Raw genomic sequence first — 21,804 nt, forward strand, 5'->3', positions numbered from 1 at the left:
TGGCCGAGGACCCGGACCGTCCGGTCGGCCGACTGGACGTGCTGACCGTGGAGGAGTGGGAGACCGCGCTCTCGGGCGGGAACGCCCTCATGCACCCGGTGCCCGGGCACCCCGTCCAGACGCTGCTGGAAGACCTGGCCGCCCGCACGCCCGACGCGACCGCCCTCGTCTTCCGCGACACCACGCTGACCTGCTCGGAGCTCAACGAGCGGGCCAACCGGCTCGCCCGACTGCTCATCGGGCGGGGCGTCGGACCGGAGCGGATCGTCGCCCTCGCGCTGCCGCGCGGCGCACAGGTGCCGGTCGCGATGTTCGCGGTGCTGAAGGCCGGTGCCGCCTTCCTGACGGTGGACCCCGGGCTGCCGGCGGACCGCATCGCCTACCTGCTCCAGGACGCCGCGCCGACGGTGGTGCTCACCGACGGCGAGGTGGACGCCCACCTCACGGCCGACGGTCTCGGCGCGGGCATCGAACGCCTGGTGCTGGACACGGAGGAGACCGGCCGGGAACTGGCCGCCGCAGATCCGGCGGACGTGGTGGACACCGACCGCACCGCGCCGCTGAGCCCCGCCACCCCGGCGTACGTCATCTACACCTCGGGTTCGACCGGCCGTCCCAAGGGCGTGGTCGTACAGCACCGCAACCTGGTCAACCTGTTCCACAGCCACAAGGGGACGCTCTTCGACCGGCACGCACGGGCCGAGAGCCCCGAAGGCCGCTTCCGGGTGGCGCTGACGGCCGTGTTCTCCTTCGACACCGCCTGGGACGGCGTGCTGTGGATGCTCGACGGCCACGAACTCCATCTGATCGACGACGACACCCGTCGCGATCCGGAGGCTCTGGCCGACTACATCGACCGGGAACGCATCGACTTCCTCGACCTCACCCCGGCGTTCGCCGGGCAGCTGGTGGAGGCGGGCATGCTGGCCGACGGCCGGCACCACCCGGCGGTGCTGATGCTCGGCGGCGAGGCCCTCGGCCCCGACCTGTGGTCGCGTCTGCGCGCCGCCCCGCACACCACCGCGTACAACTTCTACGGCCCGACCGAGGCCACCATCGACAGCGTCTTCCTGGCCCTGTCGGAGAGCGAGAAGCCCCTGGTGGGCCGGCCCGTGCGCAACACCCGGCTGCACGTTCTCGACGGACACCTGCGGCCCGTCCCGCCGGGGGTGACCGGTGAGCTGTACCTCGCGGGCGACCAGCTGGCCCGCGGTTATCTGGGCCGCCCGGACCTGACGGCCGGCAGCTTCGTGGCCAACCCCTTCGGGGAGCCCGGCTCCCGCCTGTACCGCACCGGCGACCTGGTGCGGGCCACGGCGGACGGGCTGCTGGAGTACCGGGGCCGGACGGACGACCAGGTCAAGGTCCGCGGTTTCCGCATCGAGCTCGGCGAGATCGAGTCCGCGCTGACCGCCGGTCCCGACGTGGCCGCGGCCGCCGTCGTGGTCCGTGAGGACACCCCCGGCGTCCGCCGGCTGGTCGGTTACGCGGTCCCGGCCGCCGGCGCCGCCCCGGAGCCCGCGGTGCTGAGGGAACGGGTGGGGCGGACCCTGCCCGAGTACATGGTCCCCGCGGCCGTCGTCCTGCTGGACGCTCTGCCCCTGACGGCCAACGGCAAGCTCGACCGCAAGGCGCTGCCCGCACCGGACTTCTCGGTCCGGGCGACGGGCGGCCGGGCGGCGGGCGACCCGGTCGAGCGGGCGCTGTGCGCGCTCTTCGCCGAAGTCCTCGCACTGCCCGACGTCGGTGTCGACAGCAGCTTCTTCGACCTGGGCGGGGACTCCATCGTCTCCATCCAGCTCGTCGCCCGCGCCCGCGCCGCCGGCCTGGTGTTCTCCCCGAAGGACGTCTTCACCCACCGGACCGTCGCCGCCCTGGCGCCCGTGGTCCGCCAGGCACAGGACACTCCCGCCGAGGACCCGGACGCCGGTGTCGGCGCCCTGCCGGCCACCCCCGTCATCCGCTGGCTCCAGGAGCACGGTGGGGCCACCGAGGGCTTCGTCCAGTCGATGCTGGTGCAGGTGCCGGCCGGACTGGGCCTGGAGCACCTGACCACGGCCGTCCAGGCCGTGCTGGACCACCACGACGCGCTGCGCATGACCGTGACCCGCGGCGCGGGCGACACGCCCTGGTCGCTGGAGATACCCGCCCGCGGCAGCGTCCCGGCCACCGAGGCCGTCGTCCGTGTCCCCACGGGCGGCTTCACCGGTACGGACCTGGAGGCGCTGATCGCCGCCGAGGCGGAGGCCGCCTGGCGCGGACTCGACACGGCCACCGGACGGATGCTCCGGGTGGTCTGGTTCGACGCCGGGCCGTCGGCCCCCGGCAGGCTGCTGATCACCGCCCACCACCTGGTCGTCGACGGAGTGTCCTGGCGGATCCTGCTCCCGGACCTCGCCGCGGCCTGGCAGACCGCCGCCGACGGCGGACAGCCGCGCCCGGCACCGAACGGAACCTCCTTCCGCCGCTGGGCGCAGCGCCTGACCGAGGCCGCCGCCGAGCGGGAGGACGAGGTGGAGCTGTGGCTGGAGATGCTGTCCGAGGAGGAGGCACCTCTCGGCGGACGTCCGCTCGCGGAGTCCGACACCGCGGCCGGAGCGCGCTCGCTCACCCTGAGCCTGCCGGCCGACCGCACCGAGCCGCTGCTCGCCGACGTCCCGGCCGCGTTCCACGGAGGGATCAACGACGTACTGCTCACCGGGCTCGCTCTGGCCGTGGCCCAGTGGCGTCACCGCCGGGGCCTCGGTGAGGACGGAGCCGTCCTCGTCGACCTGGAGGGCCATGGCCGCGAGGACGTGGTCGGGGACGTCGACCTGTCCCGTACGGTCGGGTGGTTCACGACCGTGTACCCGGTACGGCTCGACCCCGGGCAGCTCGACCGGGACGAGGTGAGGGCCGGCGGCGCGGCACTGGGACGCGCCGTGAAGCGGGTCAAGGAGCAGCTGCGGGCCGTGCCGGACAACGGCATCGGTCACGGCATGCTGCGCCACCTCAACCCGGCCACGGCCCCCTTGCTGGCCGCGTACCCGGACCCCCAGATCGGTTTCAACTATCTCGGGCGCATCGGTGCTCCGGGCGCCGAGGGCCAGGACTGGGCCGTGGCACCGGAGTCGACCGCCCTGACCGGGGCCGCCGCCGGCGATCCGGACACCCGACTGGCACACGCCATCGACATCAACGCCCTCGTGAGGGACCTTCCCGAGGGTCCCGAACTGAGCGTCACCTGGACCTGGCCCGACGGGCTGTTCCCCGAGCGGGACATGCGGGAGCTGGCGGACAACTGGTTCGACGCCCTCGACGCGCTGGCCCGGCACGCCACCGCGCCGGAGTCGGGCGGCCACTCGCCGTCGGACATGCCGTTGGTGAACCTGTCTCAGGCACAACTCGATCTTCTGGAAAGCAAGTGGAGGAAGTCGTCATGAATGGTGCGGGACTTGAGGACGTCCTCCCCCTGTCGCCGATGCAGGAGGGCATGCTGTACCACGCCCTGCTCGACGAGCAGGAGCTCGACGTGTACGGCGGTCAGATCGCCTTCGACTTCGAAGGCGCCCTGGACGTGGCGGCTCTGAAGACGGCCGCTGCCGCCCTGCTGCGGCGGCACGCGAACCTGCGCGCCGGTTTCGTGCACGAGGGTCTCGACAAGCCCGTGCAGATCATCCCCCGCGAGGTGGAACTCCCCTGGCAGGAGATCGATCTGACGGATGTGGCGGCCGAGGACGAGCCGGAGCGCCTCGAGGCGCTCATGCTCGCCGACCGCGCCCGGCACTTCGACCTGACCGCGCCACCGCTGGTGCGCTTCAGCCTCGTACGGCTCTCGGGCGGGCGGTTCCGTTTCGTACTGGCGAACCACCACATCCTGCTCGACGGCTGGTCGATGGCGATCATGCTGCGGGAGCTGTTCGTCCTGTACGCGCAGGGCGGCGACGACACCGGGCTGCCGCGGGTCACGCCGTACCGCGACTACCTCGCCTGGGCCGCCGCCCAGAACCGCGACGAGGCGGCGAAGGCGTGGGGCCGGGCCCTTGCCGGGGTCGAGGAGCCCACCCTGCTGGCGCCGGCCGCCCCGGCCGCCGCCACCGAGCCCCCGCACTACCACCACCACGAGCTCTCCGAGGAGCTGACGGCGGCCGTGGCGTCCCTGGCCCGCCGTCACGACCTCACGGCCAACACCGTGGTGCAGGCCTCCTGGGGCGTCCTGCTGGGCCGTCTCACCGGCCGGGACGACGTGGTGTTCGGCAGCACCGTCTCCGGCCGCCCGCCGGAGATGGCCGGCATGGAGAACATGGTCGGCCTCTTCATCAACACCCTGCCGGTCCGCGTCCGCCTGGACGCCGGACAGCCCGTCGCCGACCTGCTGCGCCGTCTGCAGGACGAGCAGTCGGAGCTGATGGACCACCAGCACTACGGCCTCTCCGACATCCAGTCCCTCCTCGGCGGCGGTGAACTCTTCGACACCATCACCGCGTTCGAGAGCTACCCGGTCGACACCGACGGCTTCTCCCAACCCGCCGAAGGCCTGCGCGTCACCGGTGTGCACACCACCGACGACAACCACTACCCGATCAGCCTGGCGATCCTCCCCGGCGAGCGGATGCGGCTGCGTCTGGGCTACCGCCCGGATCTGTTCACCGCCGAGCAGGCGGAGCTCATCGGCCGGCGGCTCCAGCACATCCTGGAGAGTTTCACCGGTGCTCCCGAGCAGCTCCTGGGCCGTCTCGACGTACTCACCGGTGCGGAACGGGAGCAGCTGCTGCAGGCGTGGCGGGGTGCCCGGCCCGCGGCACCCGCCGCGTCGTTCCCGGCGTTGTTCGAGGCGCAGGTGGCCCGCACCCCGCACGCCCCGGCGGTCGTCTCCGATGACGGCACGCTGTCCTACGCGCAGCTGAACGAGCGGGCCAACCGGCTCGCCCACCACCTCATCGACCGGGGCGTGGGCCCCGAGCGGATCGTCGCCCTGCTGCTGCCCCGCTCGGTGGACATCGTCGTCGCCCGGCTGGCGGTGATGAAGGCCGGCGGCGCCTACCTGCCGGTCGACCCGGACTACCCCGCCGACCGCATCGCCTACATGCTCGACGACGCCGACCCCGTCCTGGTCATCACCACCGGCCACGAGGCCGACCGGATACCCGGGTCGACGACCGCCGGCCACGTGCTCCTGGACCGCCTCGACCTGGCCGCCGAACCGGCCACCGACCCGGCGGACACCGACCGGCCGGCACCGCTGACCGTGGCCCACCCGGCCTACGTCATCTACACCTCCGGCTCCACCGGCCGCCCCAAGGGCGTCGTGGTCTCCCACCAGGGCCTGGCGGCCTTCGCCACCATGCTGGCCCAGCGGTGCGCCGTCGCCCCGCACAGCCGGGTGCTGCAGTTCTCCTCGCCCAGCTTCGACGCCTCGGTCCTCGAACTGTGCATGAGCCTGCCCTGGGGCGCCGCCCTGGTGGTCCCGCCGCCCGGCCCGCTGGCCGACGAGGCCCTGGGCCGGGTCCTCGCACAGCACGCCATCACCCACGCACTGATCCCGCCGGCCGCCCTGGCCACCGTCCCGGCCACGGACCTGCCGGACTTCACCACCCTGCTCGTGGGCGGCGACGCCACCGACGCCACCCTGGTCGACCGCTGGGCCCCCGGCCGCCGCATGATCAACGCCTACGGACCCACCGAATCCACCGTCGTCGCCACCCTCAGCGAACCACTGGTCGCCGGTGCCGGCACAGCGCCTCCCATCGGCCGGGCCATCGACGGTACGAGCGTCTTCGTGCTGGACGCGGCACTGCGGCCGGTCGCCCCGGGGGTGGCGGGAGAGCTCTACCTCGCCGGCGAGCAACTGGCCCGCGGCTACCTGGGCCGTGCGGCACTGACCGCCGAACGGTTCACCGCCTGCCCCTACGGCAACACGGGCAGCCGCATGTACCGCACCGGCGACCTGGTCCGCTCCGCCGAGGACGGGACGCTGGAGTACCTGGGCCGCGCCGACGACCAGGTCAAACTGCGCGGCTTCCGCATCGAACTCGGCGAGATCGAGACCGCGCTCACAGCCTGCGAGGGAGTCGGCCGGTCCGTCGTCCTGGTCCGCGAGGACCGCCCCGGCGACAAGCGGCTCGTCGCCTACACCGTCCCCCGCGACGTCCAGGGCCCGCCGGTCGAGCCCCGGGCGCTGCGCGAGCAACTGGCCGCCACGCTCCCCGAGTACATGGTGCCGTCGTCCTTCGTCGTGCTCCGTGAACTCCCGCTCACCGCCAACGGCAAGCTGGACCGCAAGGCGCTGCCCGCGCCCGAGGAGACCGCCGGGGGCGCGGGCCGTGCCCCGCGCACCCCGCAGGAGGAGATCCTCTGCGGCTTGTTCGCCGAGATCCTCGGCCGCCCGTCCGTCGGGGTGGACGACAGCTTCTTCGACCTGGGCGGCCACTCCCTGCAGGCCACCCGCCTGGTCAGCCGCGTGCGGTCGGCGTTCGACGCCGAGCTGCCGCTGCGCAGCCTCTTCGAGTCGGCCACCCCGGCCGGGCTCGCCGCCCTCCTCCAGCGGTCCGCGGACGGCCGGCCGGCCCTGGAGTCCCGGCCGCGGCCGACCGAGGTCCCGCTCTCCTTCGCCCAGCGGCGCCTGTGGTTCCTCGGCCGCTTCGACACCACCGGTGCGGGCTACAACATCCCGCTCGTGCTGCAGCTCGACGGCGACCTGGACCGGCACGCCCTGAGTGAGGCGCTGGCCGACGTCGTCGCCCGGCACGAGAGCCTGCGTACCGTCTTCGCCGAGGCCGACGGCCGTCCCCACCAGGTCGTCCTGCCCCCGGCCCCGGCCGCTCCGTTCCTTCCCGTCGCCGCCACCGACGACGACCTCGACGACCGGCTCGCCGAGGCCGCGTCCCTTCCGTTCGACCTGGCGGCCGAGACCCCGCTGCGGGCCACTCTCTTCGCCCTCGACGAGCGGCGGCACGTCCTGCTGCTCCTGTTGCACCACATCGCGGGCGACGGGTGGTCGCTCGCGCCCCTCGCCCGCGACCTGTCGGCCGCCTACGCCGCCCGCAGGGCCGGCGAGGCTACCGCGTGGGAGCCTCTGCCGGTGCAGTACGCCGACTACAGCCTCTGGCAGCACGATCTCTTCGGCGACGAGGACGACCAGGACAGCGTCGGAGCACGTCAGATCGCCCACTGGAAGCAGGTCCTGGCCGGCCTGCCGGAGGAGCTGGCGCTGCCCACGGACCGTCCGCGCCCCGCGCAGGCGAGCCTGCGGGGCGACGTCGTCGCCTTCTCGCTCACTCCGAAGCTGCACCGGGGGCTCGTCCAGCTGTCCCGCGACAGCCGCTGCAGCCTCTTCATGGTCCTCCAGGCGGGCCTCGCGGCCCTGCTCGACCGGCTCGGCTGCGGCGAGGACATACCCATCGGCACCGCCGTCGCGGGCCGCACGGACGAGGCCCTCGACGACCTCGTCGGCTGCTTCGTCAACAACCTGGTACTGCGCACCGACACCTCCGGCAACCCGACCTTCCGGGAGCTGCTGAGCCGGGTCCGCGAGACGGACCTCACCGCCTACGCCCACCAGGACGTCTCCTTCGACCGGCTCGTGGAGGTCCTCAACCCGGGGCGTTCCCTCGCCCGGCACCCGCTGTTCCAGGTGATGCTCACGCTGCAGAACACCGAACGGGCCACCCTGGAGCTCCCCGGTCTGAGCGTCGCACCCCGTGCGGTGCAGACCCACTCGGCCCGTTTCGACCTCGCGCTGGAGCTGGGCGAGAGGCGCGGCGCCGACGGCAGCCACGACGGACTCGACGGCATCGTCGAGTACAGCACCGACCTCTTCGACCGAACCACCGTCGAGAAGATCACCACCCGCTTCGTCCGGCTGCTGGAGGCCGTGGTCGCGGACGCGGACCGCGCCATCGGCCGGATCGACGTCCTCGGCCCCGTCGAGCGGCACGAACTCCTCGTACGCCGCAACGACACCGGTCACGAGGTGCCCGCCACCACCCTGAACGGTCTCCTGGCCGAGCAGGCGGCCCGCACCCCGGACGCGTCGGCCCTCGTCTTCGAGGACACCACCCTCACCTACGCCGAGCTCGATGCCCGCGCCAACCGCCTCGCCCGCCGCCTCGTGGCCGAGGGGGTCGGTCCGGAGGGGACGGTGGCCGTGGCGGTGCCGCGCTCCCCCGAGCTCGTCGTCGCGTTGCTCGCCGTCCTCAAGGCCGGCGCCGCCTACCTGCCGGTCGACCCGGACTACCCGGGCGACCGCATCGGGTATCTGCTCACCGAGGCGAAGCCCGCCCTGCTGCTCACGGTCGCGGCGGCCGCGCTCCCCGAGGACCTGGACCTCCCCGTCCCCCGGCTGGCACTGGACGACCCGGCACTGCTCACCGGACTCGAGTCGCTCGACGCCTCACCGCTGCCGGACACCGCCCGGCCCGACAACCCGGCCTACGTCATCTACACCTCCGGCTCCACCGGCCGCCCCAAGGGCGTGCCCGTGCCGCACCGGGGCATCGTCAACCGGCTGCTGTGGATGCAGGACCGCTACGGGTTGCGCGCCGACGACCGGGTGCTCCAGAAGACGCCGTCCGGCTTCGACGTGTCGGTGTGGGAGTTCTTCTGGCCGCTGATCACCGGTGCCACCCTGGTTCTGGCCCGTCCCGAGGGCCACCGGGACCCGGTGTACCTGGCCGGGCTGATCCGCGCCGAACGGATCACCACACTGCACTTCGTGCCGTCCATGCTCCAGGCCTTCCTCGCCGAGCCGGCCGCGGCCGGATGCGGGGAGTCCCTTCGTCGGGTGATCTGCAGCGGCGAGGCCCTCACCGGCGACCAGCGCTCCCGCTTCTTCGAACTGTTCGACGCCGAGCTGCACAACCTCTACGGCCCGACCGAGGCGTCCGTCGACGTCACCCACTGGACCTGCGAGCCCTCCGAGGGGGCACGCTCCGTCCCGATCGGCCACCCGGTGTGGAACACGCGGGTGTACGTGCTGGACGCGGCGCTGCGGCCGGTCGCCCCGGGGGTGGCGGGAGAGCTCTACCTCGCGGGCGAGCAGCTGGCCCGCGGCTACCTGGGCCGTGCGGCGCTGACCGCCGAGCGGTTCACCGCCTGCCCCTACGGCGACGCGGGCAGCCGCATGTACCGCACCGGCGACCTGGTCCGCTGGGGCTCCGACGGAGCCCTGGAGTACCTGGGCCGCGCCGACGACCAGGTCAAACTGCGCGGCTTCCGCATCGAACTCGGCGAGATCGAGTCGGTCCTGGTCGCCCACCCGGCCGTCGCCCGGGCGGCCGTCCTGGTCCGCGAGGACCGCCCCGGCGACAGACGGCTCGTCGCCTACACCGTCCCCGACGCCACCACCGCCCCGGAGGCGGACGCCGGTGCGCTGCGCAGGCACCTGACGGCCGCGCTGCCCGAGTACATGGTGCCGTCGGCCTTCGTCACCCTCGACGCCCTGCCGCTCACCCCCAACGGCAAGCTGGACCGCAAGGCCCTGCCCGCGCCCGAGGTACAGAGCGGAGAGCCCGGCCGCGCTCCGGCGACCGCGCAGGAGGCGCTGCTGTGCCGGCTGTTCGGGGAGATCCTCGGACTCGACGCCCCGGCCGGGGCCGACGACAGCTTCTTCGAGCTGGGCGGCCACTCCCTGCTGGGCACCCGTCTGATCAGCCTGATCCGTACCGAGGCCGATGTCGAACTGCCCATCCGGGCCCTGTTCGAGACGCCCACCCCGGCGGGGCTCGCCCTCCTGCTCGGCGACGCACGACCGGCCCGCAGGGCCCTGTCCCGCGGACCGCGCCCCGAGCACCTGCCCGTTTCGTACGCGCAGCAGCGGCTGTGGTTCCTCAGCCGACTGGACGGCGCGGAGGCCGCCACGTACAACCTGCCGGTCGCCCTGCGGCTCACCGGCTCGGTGGACTCCGCCGCACTGGCCGCGGCCCTGCGGGACGTGGTCGGCCGCCACGAGGCGCTGCGCACCGTCTTCCGAGAGGTCGGCGGCAGCCCGGTGCAGCTCGTCCTGGACGGGGCGGCGCCCCGGCTGGACATCGTCGAGGTCCGTGAGAAGGAGCTGCGGGCGGCGCTCGACGCGACCGCGGCGCGCGGCTTCGACCTCTCGGCCGACCTGCCGCTGCGGGCGACGCTGTTCCGGCTCGGCGAGCGGGAACACGTGCTGCTGCTCGTGCTGCACCACATCGCCGCCGACGGATGGTCCATGGGCCCGTTGGCGCGTGACCTGTCGGCCGCCTACACGGCACGGTGCCGCGGCGAGGCGCCGGCCTGGAACGAGCTGCCGGTGCAGTACGCGGACTACGCGCTGTGGCAGCGGGAGGTCCTCGGCAGCGAGGACGACCCGGACAGTGTGGTCTCCGGCCAGCTGGAGTTCTGGCGCCAGACACTGGCCGGTGTGCCCGAGGAGCTGTCCCTGCCGGCGGACCGGCCGCGCCCGCCACACTTCTCCTACCGCGGCGACGTGGTCCCCTTCGCCCTGGACGCGGACGTGCACGCGGGACTGGCCGCGCTGGCGCGGGAGTCCGGCGCCAGCCTGTTCATGGTGCTGCAGGCCGCCGTCGCCGTCTGGCTGGGCAAGCTCGGCGCCGGCACCGACGTGCCGCTGGGCACCCCGGTCGCCGGACGCACCGACAGCGCGCTGGACGACCTCGTCGGCTTCTTCGTCAACACCCTGGTACTGCGCACCGACACCTCCGGCGACCCGACGTTCCGGGAGCTGCTGGACCGGGTCCGGGAGACCGACCTGGAGGCCTACGCGCACCAGGACGTCCCCTTCGAGCGCCTCGTCGACCTGGTCAGCCCCGAGCGCTCCCTGGCCCGCCATCCCCTCTTCCAGGTCATGCTCACCCTGCAGAACGCGGGTGGCAGCGACCTCGAGCTGCCCGGTCTGACCGTACGGAACGAGGACACGGACACGGGCGCCGCCAAGTTCGACCTCTCCCTGACCTTCGGTGAGCGGTCGGCCGGGGACGGTTCCCCGGCCGGACTGGACGGGTTCGTCGACTTCACCCTGGACCTGTTCGACCGGACCACCGTGGAGACGTTCCTCGGCCGGCTGGAGCGGGTGCTCCGCGCGGTCGTGGCCGACCCCGACGCCCCGGTCGGCACCGTGGACGTCCTGTCCACCGCCGAGCGCACCGACATCCTGACCACCTGGAACGACACCACCACCCCGGTCCTCACCGGCACCCTCCCGGACCTGTTCCAGGCCCAGGCCGCCCGCACCCCCACCCACACCGCCCTGGCCGCCGCGGACGGCGAGAGCCTCACCTACGCCCGGCTCAACCAGCGCGCCAACCGCCTCGCCCGGCACCTGATCGGCCACGGCGCCGGACCCGAACGCATCGTCGCCCTGGTCCTGCCCCGCTCCGTGGAACTCCTCGTCGCCGAGCTGGCCGTCCTCAAGACCGGCGCCGCCTTCCTGCCCATCGACCCCGCCCACCCCACCGACCGCATCGCCTACACCCTCGACGACGCCGACCCCGTCCTCGTCCTCACCCGCGACCTGTCCCGCCTCCCGCACACCACCACCGGCACACGCACCATCCTGCACATCGGAGATCTCCCGCTCGGCGACCACGCATTCCACGACAACGCCGCCACCGATCTCACGGACGCGGACCGCCTGGCCCCGCTGACCGTGGCCCACCCGGCCTACGTGATCTACACCTCCGGCTCCACCGGCCGCCCCAAGGGTGTCGTCGTCTCCCACACCGGCGTCGGCAACCTCGCCTCCGCGCAGATCGACCGCTTCGCCCTCACCCCCCACAGCCGCCTGCTGCAATTCGCCTCCCCCAGCTTCGACGCCTCCGTCTCCGAGGTCTTCACCACCTGGCTCTCCGGCGGCACCCTCATCACCGCCACCGCCGACCACCTGCGCCCCGGCCCCGACCTCGCCGACACCGTCCGCGACCTCCACGTCACCCACGCCACCATCCCCCCCGCCGCCCTGGCCGCGATGGACCCGGCAGACCTGCCCACCCTGACCACCCTCGTCGTCGCCGGCGAAGCCGTCCCCGCCCAGGTCGTCGCGGACTGGGCACCCGGCCGCCGCATGATCAACGCCTACGGCCCCACCGAAACCACCGTCTGCGCCACCATGAGCACCCCCCTGACCGGCACCCCACCGGACAGCGTGCCCATCGGCACCCCCATCACCAACACCCGCACCTACGTGCTGGACGAGTCCCTGCACCCCACCGCCCCCGGCGTCACCGGCGAACTCTACGTAGCCGGCACCGGCCTGGCCCGCGGCTACCTGAACCGACCCGAACTCACCGCCGAACGCTTCATCGCATGCCCCTACGGAACACCGGGCGAGCGCATGTACCGCACCGGCGACCTGGCCCGCTGGACCGCAGACGGCGAACTCACCTACCTCGGCCGCACCGACGACCAGATCAAACTCCGCGGCCACCGCATCGAACTCGGAGAAATCGAAACCGCCCTCCGGCACCTCGACGGCATCCGCCAGGCCACCGCCACCCTCCGCGAGGACCGCCCCGGCGACCGCCGCCTCGTCGCCTACATCGTCACGGACGACAGCCACACGACCGATCCGACGACGGTGCGGGAAGCACTGCGGACATCGCTGCCGGAACACATGATCCCGGCCGCGATCGTCCCCCTCGACACCCTCCCCCTGACCGTCCACGGCAAGCTCGACCGCACCGCCCTCCCCGCACCCGACATCACCGCCACCGGTGCGGGCCGGGCCCCCCGGACCGTCCAGGAAGCGCTGCTCTGCGACCTGTTCGCCGAGGTGCTGGGAGTGGAGGCCGTCGGCGTCGACGACGGCTTCTTCGACCTCGGGGGCCACTCCCTGCTGGCCACCCGGCTCGCGAGCCGCATCCGGGACGAGCTCGGCGTGGAGCTGCCGGTGCGCAGCGTCTTCGAGCACCCGACCGTGGCCGCGCTCGTCCGGCAGCTCGGCTCGGAGTCCGGGGTACGTCCCCCGGTGCGCGCGGTCGAACGCCCCGCGGAGGTTCCGCTCTCCTTCGCCCAGCGCAGGCTGTGGTTCCTCGGTCACTTCGACGGGCCCAGCGCCGCGTACAACATCCCGCTGGCGTTGAGTCTGAGCGGCGACCTGGACCGGGAGGCTCTCGCCGCCGCGCTGCGCGACGTGGTCGACCGGCACGAGAGCCTGCGGACCGTCTTCCCCGACACCGACGGGCGCCCGCGCCAGCTGGTGCTGGAGGCAGCCGCCCTCGGTCTCGGACTGCCGGTCACCGAGGTCACCGAAGCCGAACTGCCCGGCGCGCTGAGCGCCGCGGCCGGCCACGCCTTCGACCTGACGGCCGATGTACCGCTGAAGGCGGACCTCTTCGCTCTCGCTCCCGACCGGCATGTGCTCCACCTGCTGGTGCACCACATCGCCGCCGACGGCGCCTCGCTGGCGCCGCTGGCCAGGGACCTGTCCACCGCCTACGCGGCGCGCCGCCTGACACGGACTCCCGACTGGGAGCCCCTGCGGGTGCAGTACGCGGACTACACGCTGTGGCAGCGGGAGGTGCTGGGCAGCGAGGACGACCCGGACAGCAAGGTCTCGGCTCAGCTGGAGCACTGGCGTACCGCTCTCGCGGATCTCCCCGAGGAGCTGGCGCTGCCGACCGACCGGCCGCGGCCCCAGCGTTCCTCCCACCGCGGCGGCCTGGTCCCGCTGGAACTCGATGCCGAGCTGCACGCCCGGATCGCGACGCTGGCACGCCGTACCGGTACCAGCGTGTTCATGGTCCTCCAGGCGGCCACCGCCGCCCTGCTCACCAAGATGGGGGCCGGCACGGATGTCCCGATCGGCACGCCGGTCGCCGGACGGACCGACAGCGCCCTCGACGACCTCGTCGGCTTCTTCGTCAACACCCTGGTGCTGCGCACCGACACCTCCGGCAATCCAACCTTCCGGGAGCTACTGGCACGGGTCCGGGACACCGACCTCGCTGCCTACGCGCACCAGGACGTTCCGTTCGAGCGGCTCGTGGAGGTAATAAACCCGGAGCGCTCGGCGGCCCGGCACCCGTTGTTCCAGGTCAACCTGACCTTCCACAACCAGACCCCCGCCGCGGACGGCCTGGAACTGCCCGGGCTGACGTTCGGCGGTCACCCGGTCGAGCACAGCGTCGCCAAGTACGACCTGGCGCTGAGCCTCACCGAGCAGCGGGCTCCCGACGGTTCGGCCGCAGGGATCACGGGCGCTCTGGAGTTCGCCGTCGACCTCTTCGACGCGTCCACGGCCGACAGCCTGGCCGAGCGTTTCGTGCGGCTGCTGTCCACGTGGACCGAGGAGCCCGACCGGGCGCTCGGCGACGTGCACGTCCTGGACGTGGCCGAGTGGGATGCCGCTCTCGCCGGTGCCGGTGCGGTGGTGGACCGGGCCGGTGCGGACGGACCGTCGCTGGCGGAGCTGTTCGAGGACCGCGCCGCCGGCACACCGGACGCCACCGCCGTGGTCTGCGGCGACCGAACGGTCTCCTACCGCGAGCTGAACGCCTCGGCGAACCGGCTGGCACGCCGGCTGGTCGCCACCGGCACCGGACCCGGCCGGTTCGTCGGCCTCGCCCTGCCCAGATCCGTCGAACTCGTCACCGCCCTGCTGGCCGTGGTCAAATCCGGCGCCGCCTACGTCCCCATGGACCCCGACTACCCCGCCGACCGCCTCGCCCACATGGTCGCCGACTCCTCCCCCGCCCTCGTCGTCACCACCTCCGGCGTGGACCTGTCGGGCGTCGACTGCGGTGACGCGGCCCTCCTCGTCCTGGACGACCCGCACGTACTGGCGGACCTGACCGACCTGGCCGACGACGACCTCACCGACACCGAACGCGGCGGCCTGCTCTGCCCCGGCTCCGCCGCCTACGTCATCTACACCTCCGGCTCCACCGGCCGCCCCAAGGGCGTCGTCGTCCCCCACGGCAACGTGGTGCGGCTGTTCTCGGCGACCGACCACTGGTTCGGCTTCGGACCCGACGACGTGTGGACCCTCTTCCACAGCTACGCCTTCGACTTCTCCGTCTGGGAGATCTGGGGCCCCCTGCTGCACGGCGGCCGCCTCGTCGTCGTCCCCTTCGAGGTCTCCCGCTCCCCGGAGGACTTCCTGGAACTGCTGGCCGACCAGAAGGTCACCGTCCTCAACCAGACCCCCTCCGCCTTCTACCAGCTGATGCGGGCCGAGGGTGAACGCCCGGACCTGGCCGCCCGGTTGACCCTGCGCTACGTCGTCTTCGGCGGCGAGGCCCTCGACCTGTGGCGACTGGAGGAGTGGTACGGCCGCCACCGCGAGGACGCCCCCCGCCTGGTCAACATGTACGGCATCACCGAGACCACCGTCCACGTCACCCACCGCGCCCTGGACCAGCTGACCGCCAAGTCCGCCCCGGGCAGTCTCATCGGCCGGCCCATCCCCGACCTGCGGGTGCACGTCCTCGACGCGCGCCTCGCTCCGGTCCCCGCCGGTGTCGTCGGTGAGATGTACGTGGCCGGCGCGGGCCTGGCCGACGGCTACCTCGGCCGCCATGCCCTGACCGCCGAGCGCTTCGTCGCCGACCCGTACGGCCCGCCCGGCACCCGCATGTACCGCACCGGCGACCTGGCACGCCGCACCAAGGACAGTGACCTGGAGTACCTCGGCCGCGCCGACCAGCAGGTCAAGATCCGCGGCTTCCGCATCGAACTCGGCGAGATCGAGGCCTGCCTCGCCTCGCACCCGCAGACCGGCCAGGTCGCCGTCGTCGTACGGGAGGACCGACCGGGCGACCGCAAGCTCGTCGGGTACGTCGTCCCGCAGGCGGAGAGCGGAGCCCCGGAGGCGGAGGACCTGCGCAAGCACCTGCGTACGCAGCTCCCCGAGTACATGGTGCCGTCGGCCTTCGTCACGCTCGACGTCCTGCCGCTGACCGCCAACGGCAAGCTCGACCGCAAGGCGCTGCCCGCCCCCGACTTCGCCGCGGCGGCGGGAGGCCGCGCGGCGCGGACCGAACGTGAGGAGCTGCTCTGCGGTCTGTTCGCCGAAGTCCTCGGGCTGCCCGCCGTCGGCGTGGACGACGGCTTCTTCGACCTGGGCGGCGACTCCATCGTCTCCATCCAGCTCGTCGCCCGCGCCCGCAGGGCCGGACTGCTCCTGACCCCGCGCGACATCTTCGAGCACAAGACGGTCGAGGCGCTGGCCGCCGTCGCCGCCGTCGTCGACCGCACGGCCGACGAGGGCCCGGACGCCGGGATCGGGACCGTGGGGGCGACGCCGATCGTCCGCTGGCTGGAGGAGCGCGGCGGCCCCGTCGACCGCTTCAACCAGTCGACGCTGCTCCAGGTCCCCGCGGGTGCGTCGGCCGGGCATCTGACGGCCGCGCTGCAGACGCTGCTGGACCACCACGACATGCTGCGGGCGCGGCTGACGCACGGCGCCGACGGTTGGTCGCTGGAGGTCCCGGACCGTGGCACGGTCGACGCGGGCGACCTGTTGTACAGGGCGGCGCTGCCGTCGGGTCCGGTACGGGCCGAGTCGCTCGCCGAAGCGCTGGAGGAGCACGCCACCGCGGCGTGGGACCGGCTCTCGCCCGAGAACGGCGTCATGGTCCAGGCGGTCTGGTTCGACGCCGGCCCGGACCATCCGGGACGGCTGCTGCTGATCGCCCACCACCTCGTGGTCGACGGCGTCTCCTGGCGGGTCATCACCCCCGATCTGGCCGCGGCGTACCAAGCCCTGGCCGGTGGTGGCAAGCCGGTGCTCGAACCGGTGCCCACGTCCTTCCGTACCTGGGCCCGCCTGCTGAACGAGGAGGCCCACAAGCCCGCACGCGTCGGTGACCTGAGCCGCTGGACGACGATGCTGGCCGCCGCCGAACCGCTGCTCGGCGAGCGTCCGCTCGATCCGGCGCGTGACACCCGGGCGACCGCGCGCACCCTCACCCTGTCCCTCGCCCGCGAGCACACCGAACCGCTGCTGACCTCCGTCGTCTCCGCGTTCCACGCCGGGGTGAACGACGTGCTGCTGACCGGATTCGCGCTGGCCGTGGCCGAGTGGCAGGAGAGCCGGGGCCGCAGCACCCGGGGTGTGCTGGTGGACCTCGAAGGCCATGGCCGGACCGGACCGGGCGACGCCGCCTGCGACCTGTCGCGCACGGTCGGCTGGTTCACCGGGATCCACCCGGTACGGCTGGAGACCGGCCACCAGGACTGGGAGCGGCTCGCCGCCACCGGCTCGGGCGCGGGCAGGGTGCTCAAGCAGGTCAAGGAGCAGTTGCGTGCGGTGCCCGACAACGGGCTCGGCTACGGGCTGCTGCGCTACCTCAACCCGAACACCCGGGCCGTCCTGGCCGAACTCGCCCCGCCGCAGATCGGGTTCAACTACCTGGGCCGGCTCGGCGGGGGCGGCGAGGCGGCCGAGGCCGCGGACTGGGGCCCGGCCCCCGAGTCGGGCGGGCTCGGCGGCGGCTCCGACGACGCCATGCCGCTCGCGCACCCGCTGGAGGTCAACGCCTTCACCCAGGACGGCCCCGGGGGCCCGCAGCTCGTGGCCACCTGGACCTGGGCCGGGGAACTCCTCGGCGAGGAGGACGTGGCCGGGCTGGCCGAAGGGTGGTTCCGCATGCTCCGCATGCTCGCCGAGCACGCGGCCGCTCCCGAGGCCGGCGGCTGGACGCCTTCCGACCTGCCCCTGGTGTCACTGAGCCAGCACGACATCGACGGCCTCGGAGACGACCTCGACGAGGCCTTCGAGGACGACCTCGAGGACGACTTCGACGGTCCCGACGCGTCCGACGGTCACCGGGACCGAGGGACGCGGCAGAACCAGCAGAACACCGCACACGACGATGCCGAGGCCGGCACCGACTGGAGGAACCGATGACCAAGCCGGCGATCGAGGACGTGCTCCCGCTGTCACCGCTGCAGGAGGGGCTGCTGTTCCACGCACTGCTCGACGAGCAGGAGATGGACGTCTACACGGTGCAGCTGGTGCTGGAGCTGACCGGTCTGGTGGACACCGAGCGGATGACGGCCGCCGTCGCCGCGCTCGTCGCCCGGCACACCAGCCTGCGCGCCGGCTTCCGGCACGAGGGTCTGGAGCGCCCGGTGCAGGTGATCCGCAGCCGGGTCCGGCCGCCCTACCGGGAGGTCGACCTCGGCGGGCTGCCGCAGGACGAGCGGCCCGCCGCGCTGGAGAAGACGCTGGCCGAGGACCGCGCGCGCCGCTTCGACCTGAACCGGCCGCCGCTGGTGCGCTTCACCCTGGTACGCCTCGGCGAGCGCGAGCACCGGCTCGTGGTGAGCAACCATCACATCCTGCTGGACGGCTGGTCCACACCGTTGCTGGTCAGCGAGCTCTTCACGCTGTACAGGCAGCACGGCGACGCGTCCGGTATGCCGCATGTCACGCCGTACCGCGACTATCTGGCGTGGGTGGCCAAGCAGGACCGGGCGCAGAGCGAGCAGGCCTGGCGCGAGGTGCTCGGGGACGTCTGCGAGCCCACCCTGCTGGCCCCCGCGGACCCGTCCCGCCGGCCGGTCCGGCCGCGCCATCACACGCTGGACCTCTCCGAGGAGTTCACCTCGGCGCTGGCGGCGCGGACCCGCGGGAGCGGTCTGACGCTGAACACCGTTCTGCAGGGCGTGTGGGGGCTGCTGCTGGGCCGCCTCACCGGCCGGGACGACGTCGTCTTCGGCGGTACGGTCTCCGGGCGCCCGCCGGAGCTGCCCGGTGTGGAGCACATGATCGGACTGTTCATCAACACCCTGCCGGTCCGGGTCACCCTCGACCCCACCGAATCGCTGGCCGGACTCCTGGCCCGGCTGCAGAGGCAGCAGTCCGGCCTCATGAGCCACCAGCAGCTGAGCCTCACCGAAGTCCAGTCACTCGGCGGCTGGAAGGAGGGCGTCGGCGAGCTGTTCGACACCCTCACCGTGACGGAGAACTACCCGGTCGACCCGTCCGCGCTGGCGGCCGAGGACCCGGGTGACCCGGACGAGCTGCGGGTCACCGGGCTGGTGGGCGAGGACGCCAACCACTACCCGATGAGTCTCGCGGCCGTTCCCGGCCCCCGGCTGCACCTGCGGCTGAGCTACCGGCCCGACCTGTTCTCCGAGGAGACCGTGCGGCTGATGGGCGGCCGTCTGGAGGCACTGCTGCGGGCCGTGGTCGAGGACCCGGAGCAGGCCGTCGGCCGACTGGACGTCGTCTCCCCGCAGGAGCACCGGCGGCTGGTCGACGAATGGAGCCGCAGCGGCGACGGGCCGCGGGCCCGGACCTTCCCCGAACTGTTCGAGGAACAGGTCCGCAGCACCCCGGACGCCGACGCCGTCGTCGCGCCGGGGGCCCTGCTCCGTTACGCCGAGCTGAACGAGCGGGCCAACCGGCTCGCCCGGCTGCTGGCCGCGCGCGGGGCCGGGCCGGAGAAGATCGTCGCCCTGCTGCTGCCCCGGTCGGTGGACATCGTGGTGGCGCAGCTCGCGGTGCTCAAGTCCGGGGCCGCCTACCTGCCGGTGGACCCGTCCTACCCGGCCGAGCGCATCGCGTTCATGCTCGAGGACACGGCGCCGGTGCTCGCCGTCACCGCCTCCGGTGTCACCCTGCCGCAGGGCACGCCGCCGGCCGGACTCCCGGTGCTGCGGCTGGACGACCCGGCCGTCACCGGGGAACTGGCCGCGCTGCCGGCCCACGACCTGACCGACTCCGACCGCACCGCCGCGCTGCTGCCCGGTCATCCCGCGTACGTCATCCACACCTCCGGTTCCACCGGCAGGCCCAAGGGTGTGCTGGTGCAGCACACCGGGCTGGCGGCCTTCTCCGCCGCGGTGGCCGAAGGGTTCGCCGTGGACGGCACGGCGCGGGTGCTCCAGTTCGCCTCGCCGAGTTTCGACGCCTCGGTGCTGGAGCTGTGCTCCGCGCTGCCGGCCGGGGCCGCGCTCGTGGTGCCACCTCCCGGCCCGCTCGCCGACGAGGCCCTCGCCGAGGTGTTGCGCGAGCAGCGGGTGACCCATGCCCTGGTGCCGCCGGCGGCGCTCGCCACCGTGCCCGTCGAAGGGCTGCCCGCCTTCCGCTCCCTGGTCGTCGGCGGCGATGCCACCGGCGCCGAACTCGTGGACCGTTGGGCGCCGGGCCGTCGCATGGTCAACGCCTACGGGCCGACCGAGGCCACCGTCGCGGCCACCCTCAGCGGGCCCCTGGCCGCGGGGGCCGGCACCCCGCCCATCGGCCGACCGGTCCGCGGCACCAGGGTCTACGTGCTGGGCGGCACGCTGCGCCCCGTACCCGTCGGCGTACCGGGTGAGCTGTACGTGGCCGGGGACGGTCTGGCCCGTGGCTACCTGGGCCGTACGGCACTGACGGCCGAACGGTTCACCGCCTGCCCGTACGGCGGGCCCGGCGAGCGGATGTACCGCACCGGGGACCTGGTGCGCTGGACCGACGACGGCGCCCTGGAGTACCTCGGCCGCGCCGACGACCAGGTGAAGGTCCGCGGCTTCCGGATCGAACTCGGCGAGATCGAGTCGGCACTCGCCGCGCTTCCCGGTGTCGGCCGTGCGGTGGCGGTGGTGCGGGAGAACGCCGAGGGCGACCGGATGATCGTGGCCTACGTCGTTGCGGCGGACCCGGCCGGACCGGCCGGCTGCCTGGAACCGGTCGCGCTGCGGGACGGTCTGGCCGACAGGCTCCCCGAGTACATGGTGCCCTCCGCGTTCGTGCGGCTGGACGAGGTTCCGCTGATGCCGAACGGAAAGCTGGACCGCAAGGCGCTGCCCGACCCCGAGTTCACCGGGGCCCTGGGCAGCGGTGCCCCCCGCACCCCCGAGGAGGAGGTGCTCTGCGGTCTGTTCGCCGAGGTGCTCTCGCTGCCCAGGGTCGGCGTCGACGACAACTTCTTCGATCTCGGCGGGCACTCGCTGCTCGCGACCCGGGTGATCAGCCGGGCGCGGGCCGCGTTCGGCGTGCGGCTCTCGGTGCGCAGCCTGCTGGAGAACCCGACCGTGGCCGCGCTGGCCGCCGAGCTCACCGCCGGTTCCGACCACGACCCGTTCGACGTGCTGCTGCCCCTGCGGCCCGGCGGCTCGAAGCCGGGCGTGTTCTGCCTGCACCCCGGAGCCGGTATCGGGTGGGGCTACTCGGGCCTGCTGCGGCACATCCCGGCCGACCACCCGATCTACGCGATCCAGGCTCGAGGGCTCGCCCGCGACGAGGAACTGCCCTCCTCCATCCAGGAGATGGCCGACGACTACCTCGACCGGATACGCGGCGTCCAGCCGTCCGGTCCCTACCACCTGGTGGGCTGGTCCCTCGGCGGAATCCTCGCGCACATGATCGCCACCCGGCTCCAGGAGGCGGGCGAGCAGGTCGGGCTGCTGGCCGTGCTGGACACCGACCCGGACATCCCCGCCGAGGATCACGAGGGTCTCGAGTACGACGAACAGGACGTGCTGGCCACGCTGTTGGACCTCAGCGGCCGGGCAGGGGACCGCGACCCGGCCGAGCCGCTGGTGTACGAGCAGGTGATGGAGGTCCTGCAGGCCGGGGACAGCGCTCTCGCCGGCCTGGAAAAGCGCCATATCGGCGCGCTCGCCCGTGTTGGCACCAACATGTCGAGGAGCATCATCCACGCCTACAGCCCTGGTCTACTGGGCATCGTCCGTGGCGATGTCATGCTGACCGTCGCAGGCCGGGACCATGCCTCCCCGCAGGCGATGGCCACGGCGTGGCGGCCCTTCGTGGAGGGGCGGGTCGACATCCAGGTCGTCGACTGCGGGCACAACGAGCTGACCCGGCCAGGGCCCATCGGCGAGATCGGCCGGGCCCTCGCAGCGCAGTTGCGTGAGCTCCGGTGAACCGCCGGGGTACCACCGTACCGA

3 protein-coding genes (1 of these 3 only partly in view) are annotated in these 21,804 nt (G+C 73.2%); all 3 read left to right on the forward strand.

The window, feature by feature from the left end; all coding sequences use genetic code 11:
• Tightly spaced (each overlapping or abutting the next), the 3 genes in view from ACTWJ9_RS04925 to ACTWJ9_RS04935 form a layout consistent with a single transcriptional unit that may run on beyond the window.
• A protein-coding gene (locus tag ACTWJ9_RS04925; protein ID WP_443295243.1) for a non-ribosomal peptide synthase/polyketide synthase crosses the window boundary here: on the forward strand, positions 1-3,422 show its 3' end. The gene continues 18,187 nt to the left of window position 1, outside the view; the window shows 3,422 of its 21,609 coding nt (coding positions 18,188-21,609); the start codon falls outside the window, past its left edge; its stop codon occupies positions 3,420-3,422.
• Positions 3,419-17,812, forward strand: coding sequence for a non-ribosomal peptide synthase/polyketide synthase (locus ACTWJ9_RS04930; RefSeq protein ID WP_443295244.1), 14,394 nt, complete (start codon positions 3,419-3,421; stop codon positions 17,810-17,812). The genes ACTWJ9_RS04925 and ACTWJ9_RS04930 overlap by 4 nt, the downstream gene beginning before the upstream one ends.
• Entirely contained in the window at positions 17,809-21,780 is a 3,972-nt protein-coding gene (locus tag ACTWJ9_RS04935; protein ID WP_279332944.1) for an amino acid adenylation domain-containing protein, read from the forward strand. The genes ACTWJ9_RS04930 and ACTWJ9_RS04935 overlap by 4 nt, the downstream gene beginning before the upstream one ends.
• Positions 21,781-21,804 lie beyond the last annotated feature (24 nt).

It is taken from the genome of Streptomyces sp. GDS52 (assembly GCF_052246875.1).
GTDB classification, from domain to species: domain Bacteria; phylum Actinomycetota; class Actinomycetes; order Streptomycetales; family Streptomycetaceae; genus Streptomyces; species Streptomyces cathayae.

Bases quoted from the DNA above. Each gene is read 5' to 3' on its own strand.
- ACTWJ9_RS04930 (WP_443295244.1), top strand. From the start codon at position 3,419: ATGAATGGTGCGGGACTTGAGGACGTCCTCCCCCTGTCGCCGATGCAG.
- ACTWJ9_RS04935 (WP_279332944.1), top strand. From the start codon at position 17,809: ATGACCAAGCCGGCGATCGAGGACGTGCTCCCGCTGTCACCGCTGCAG.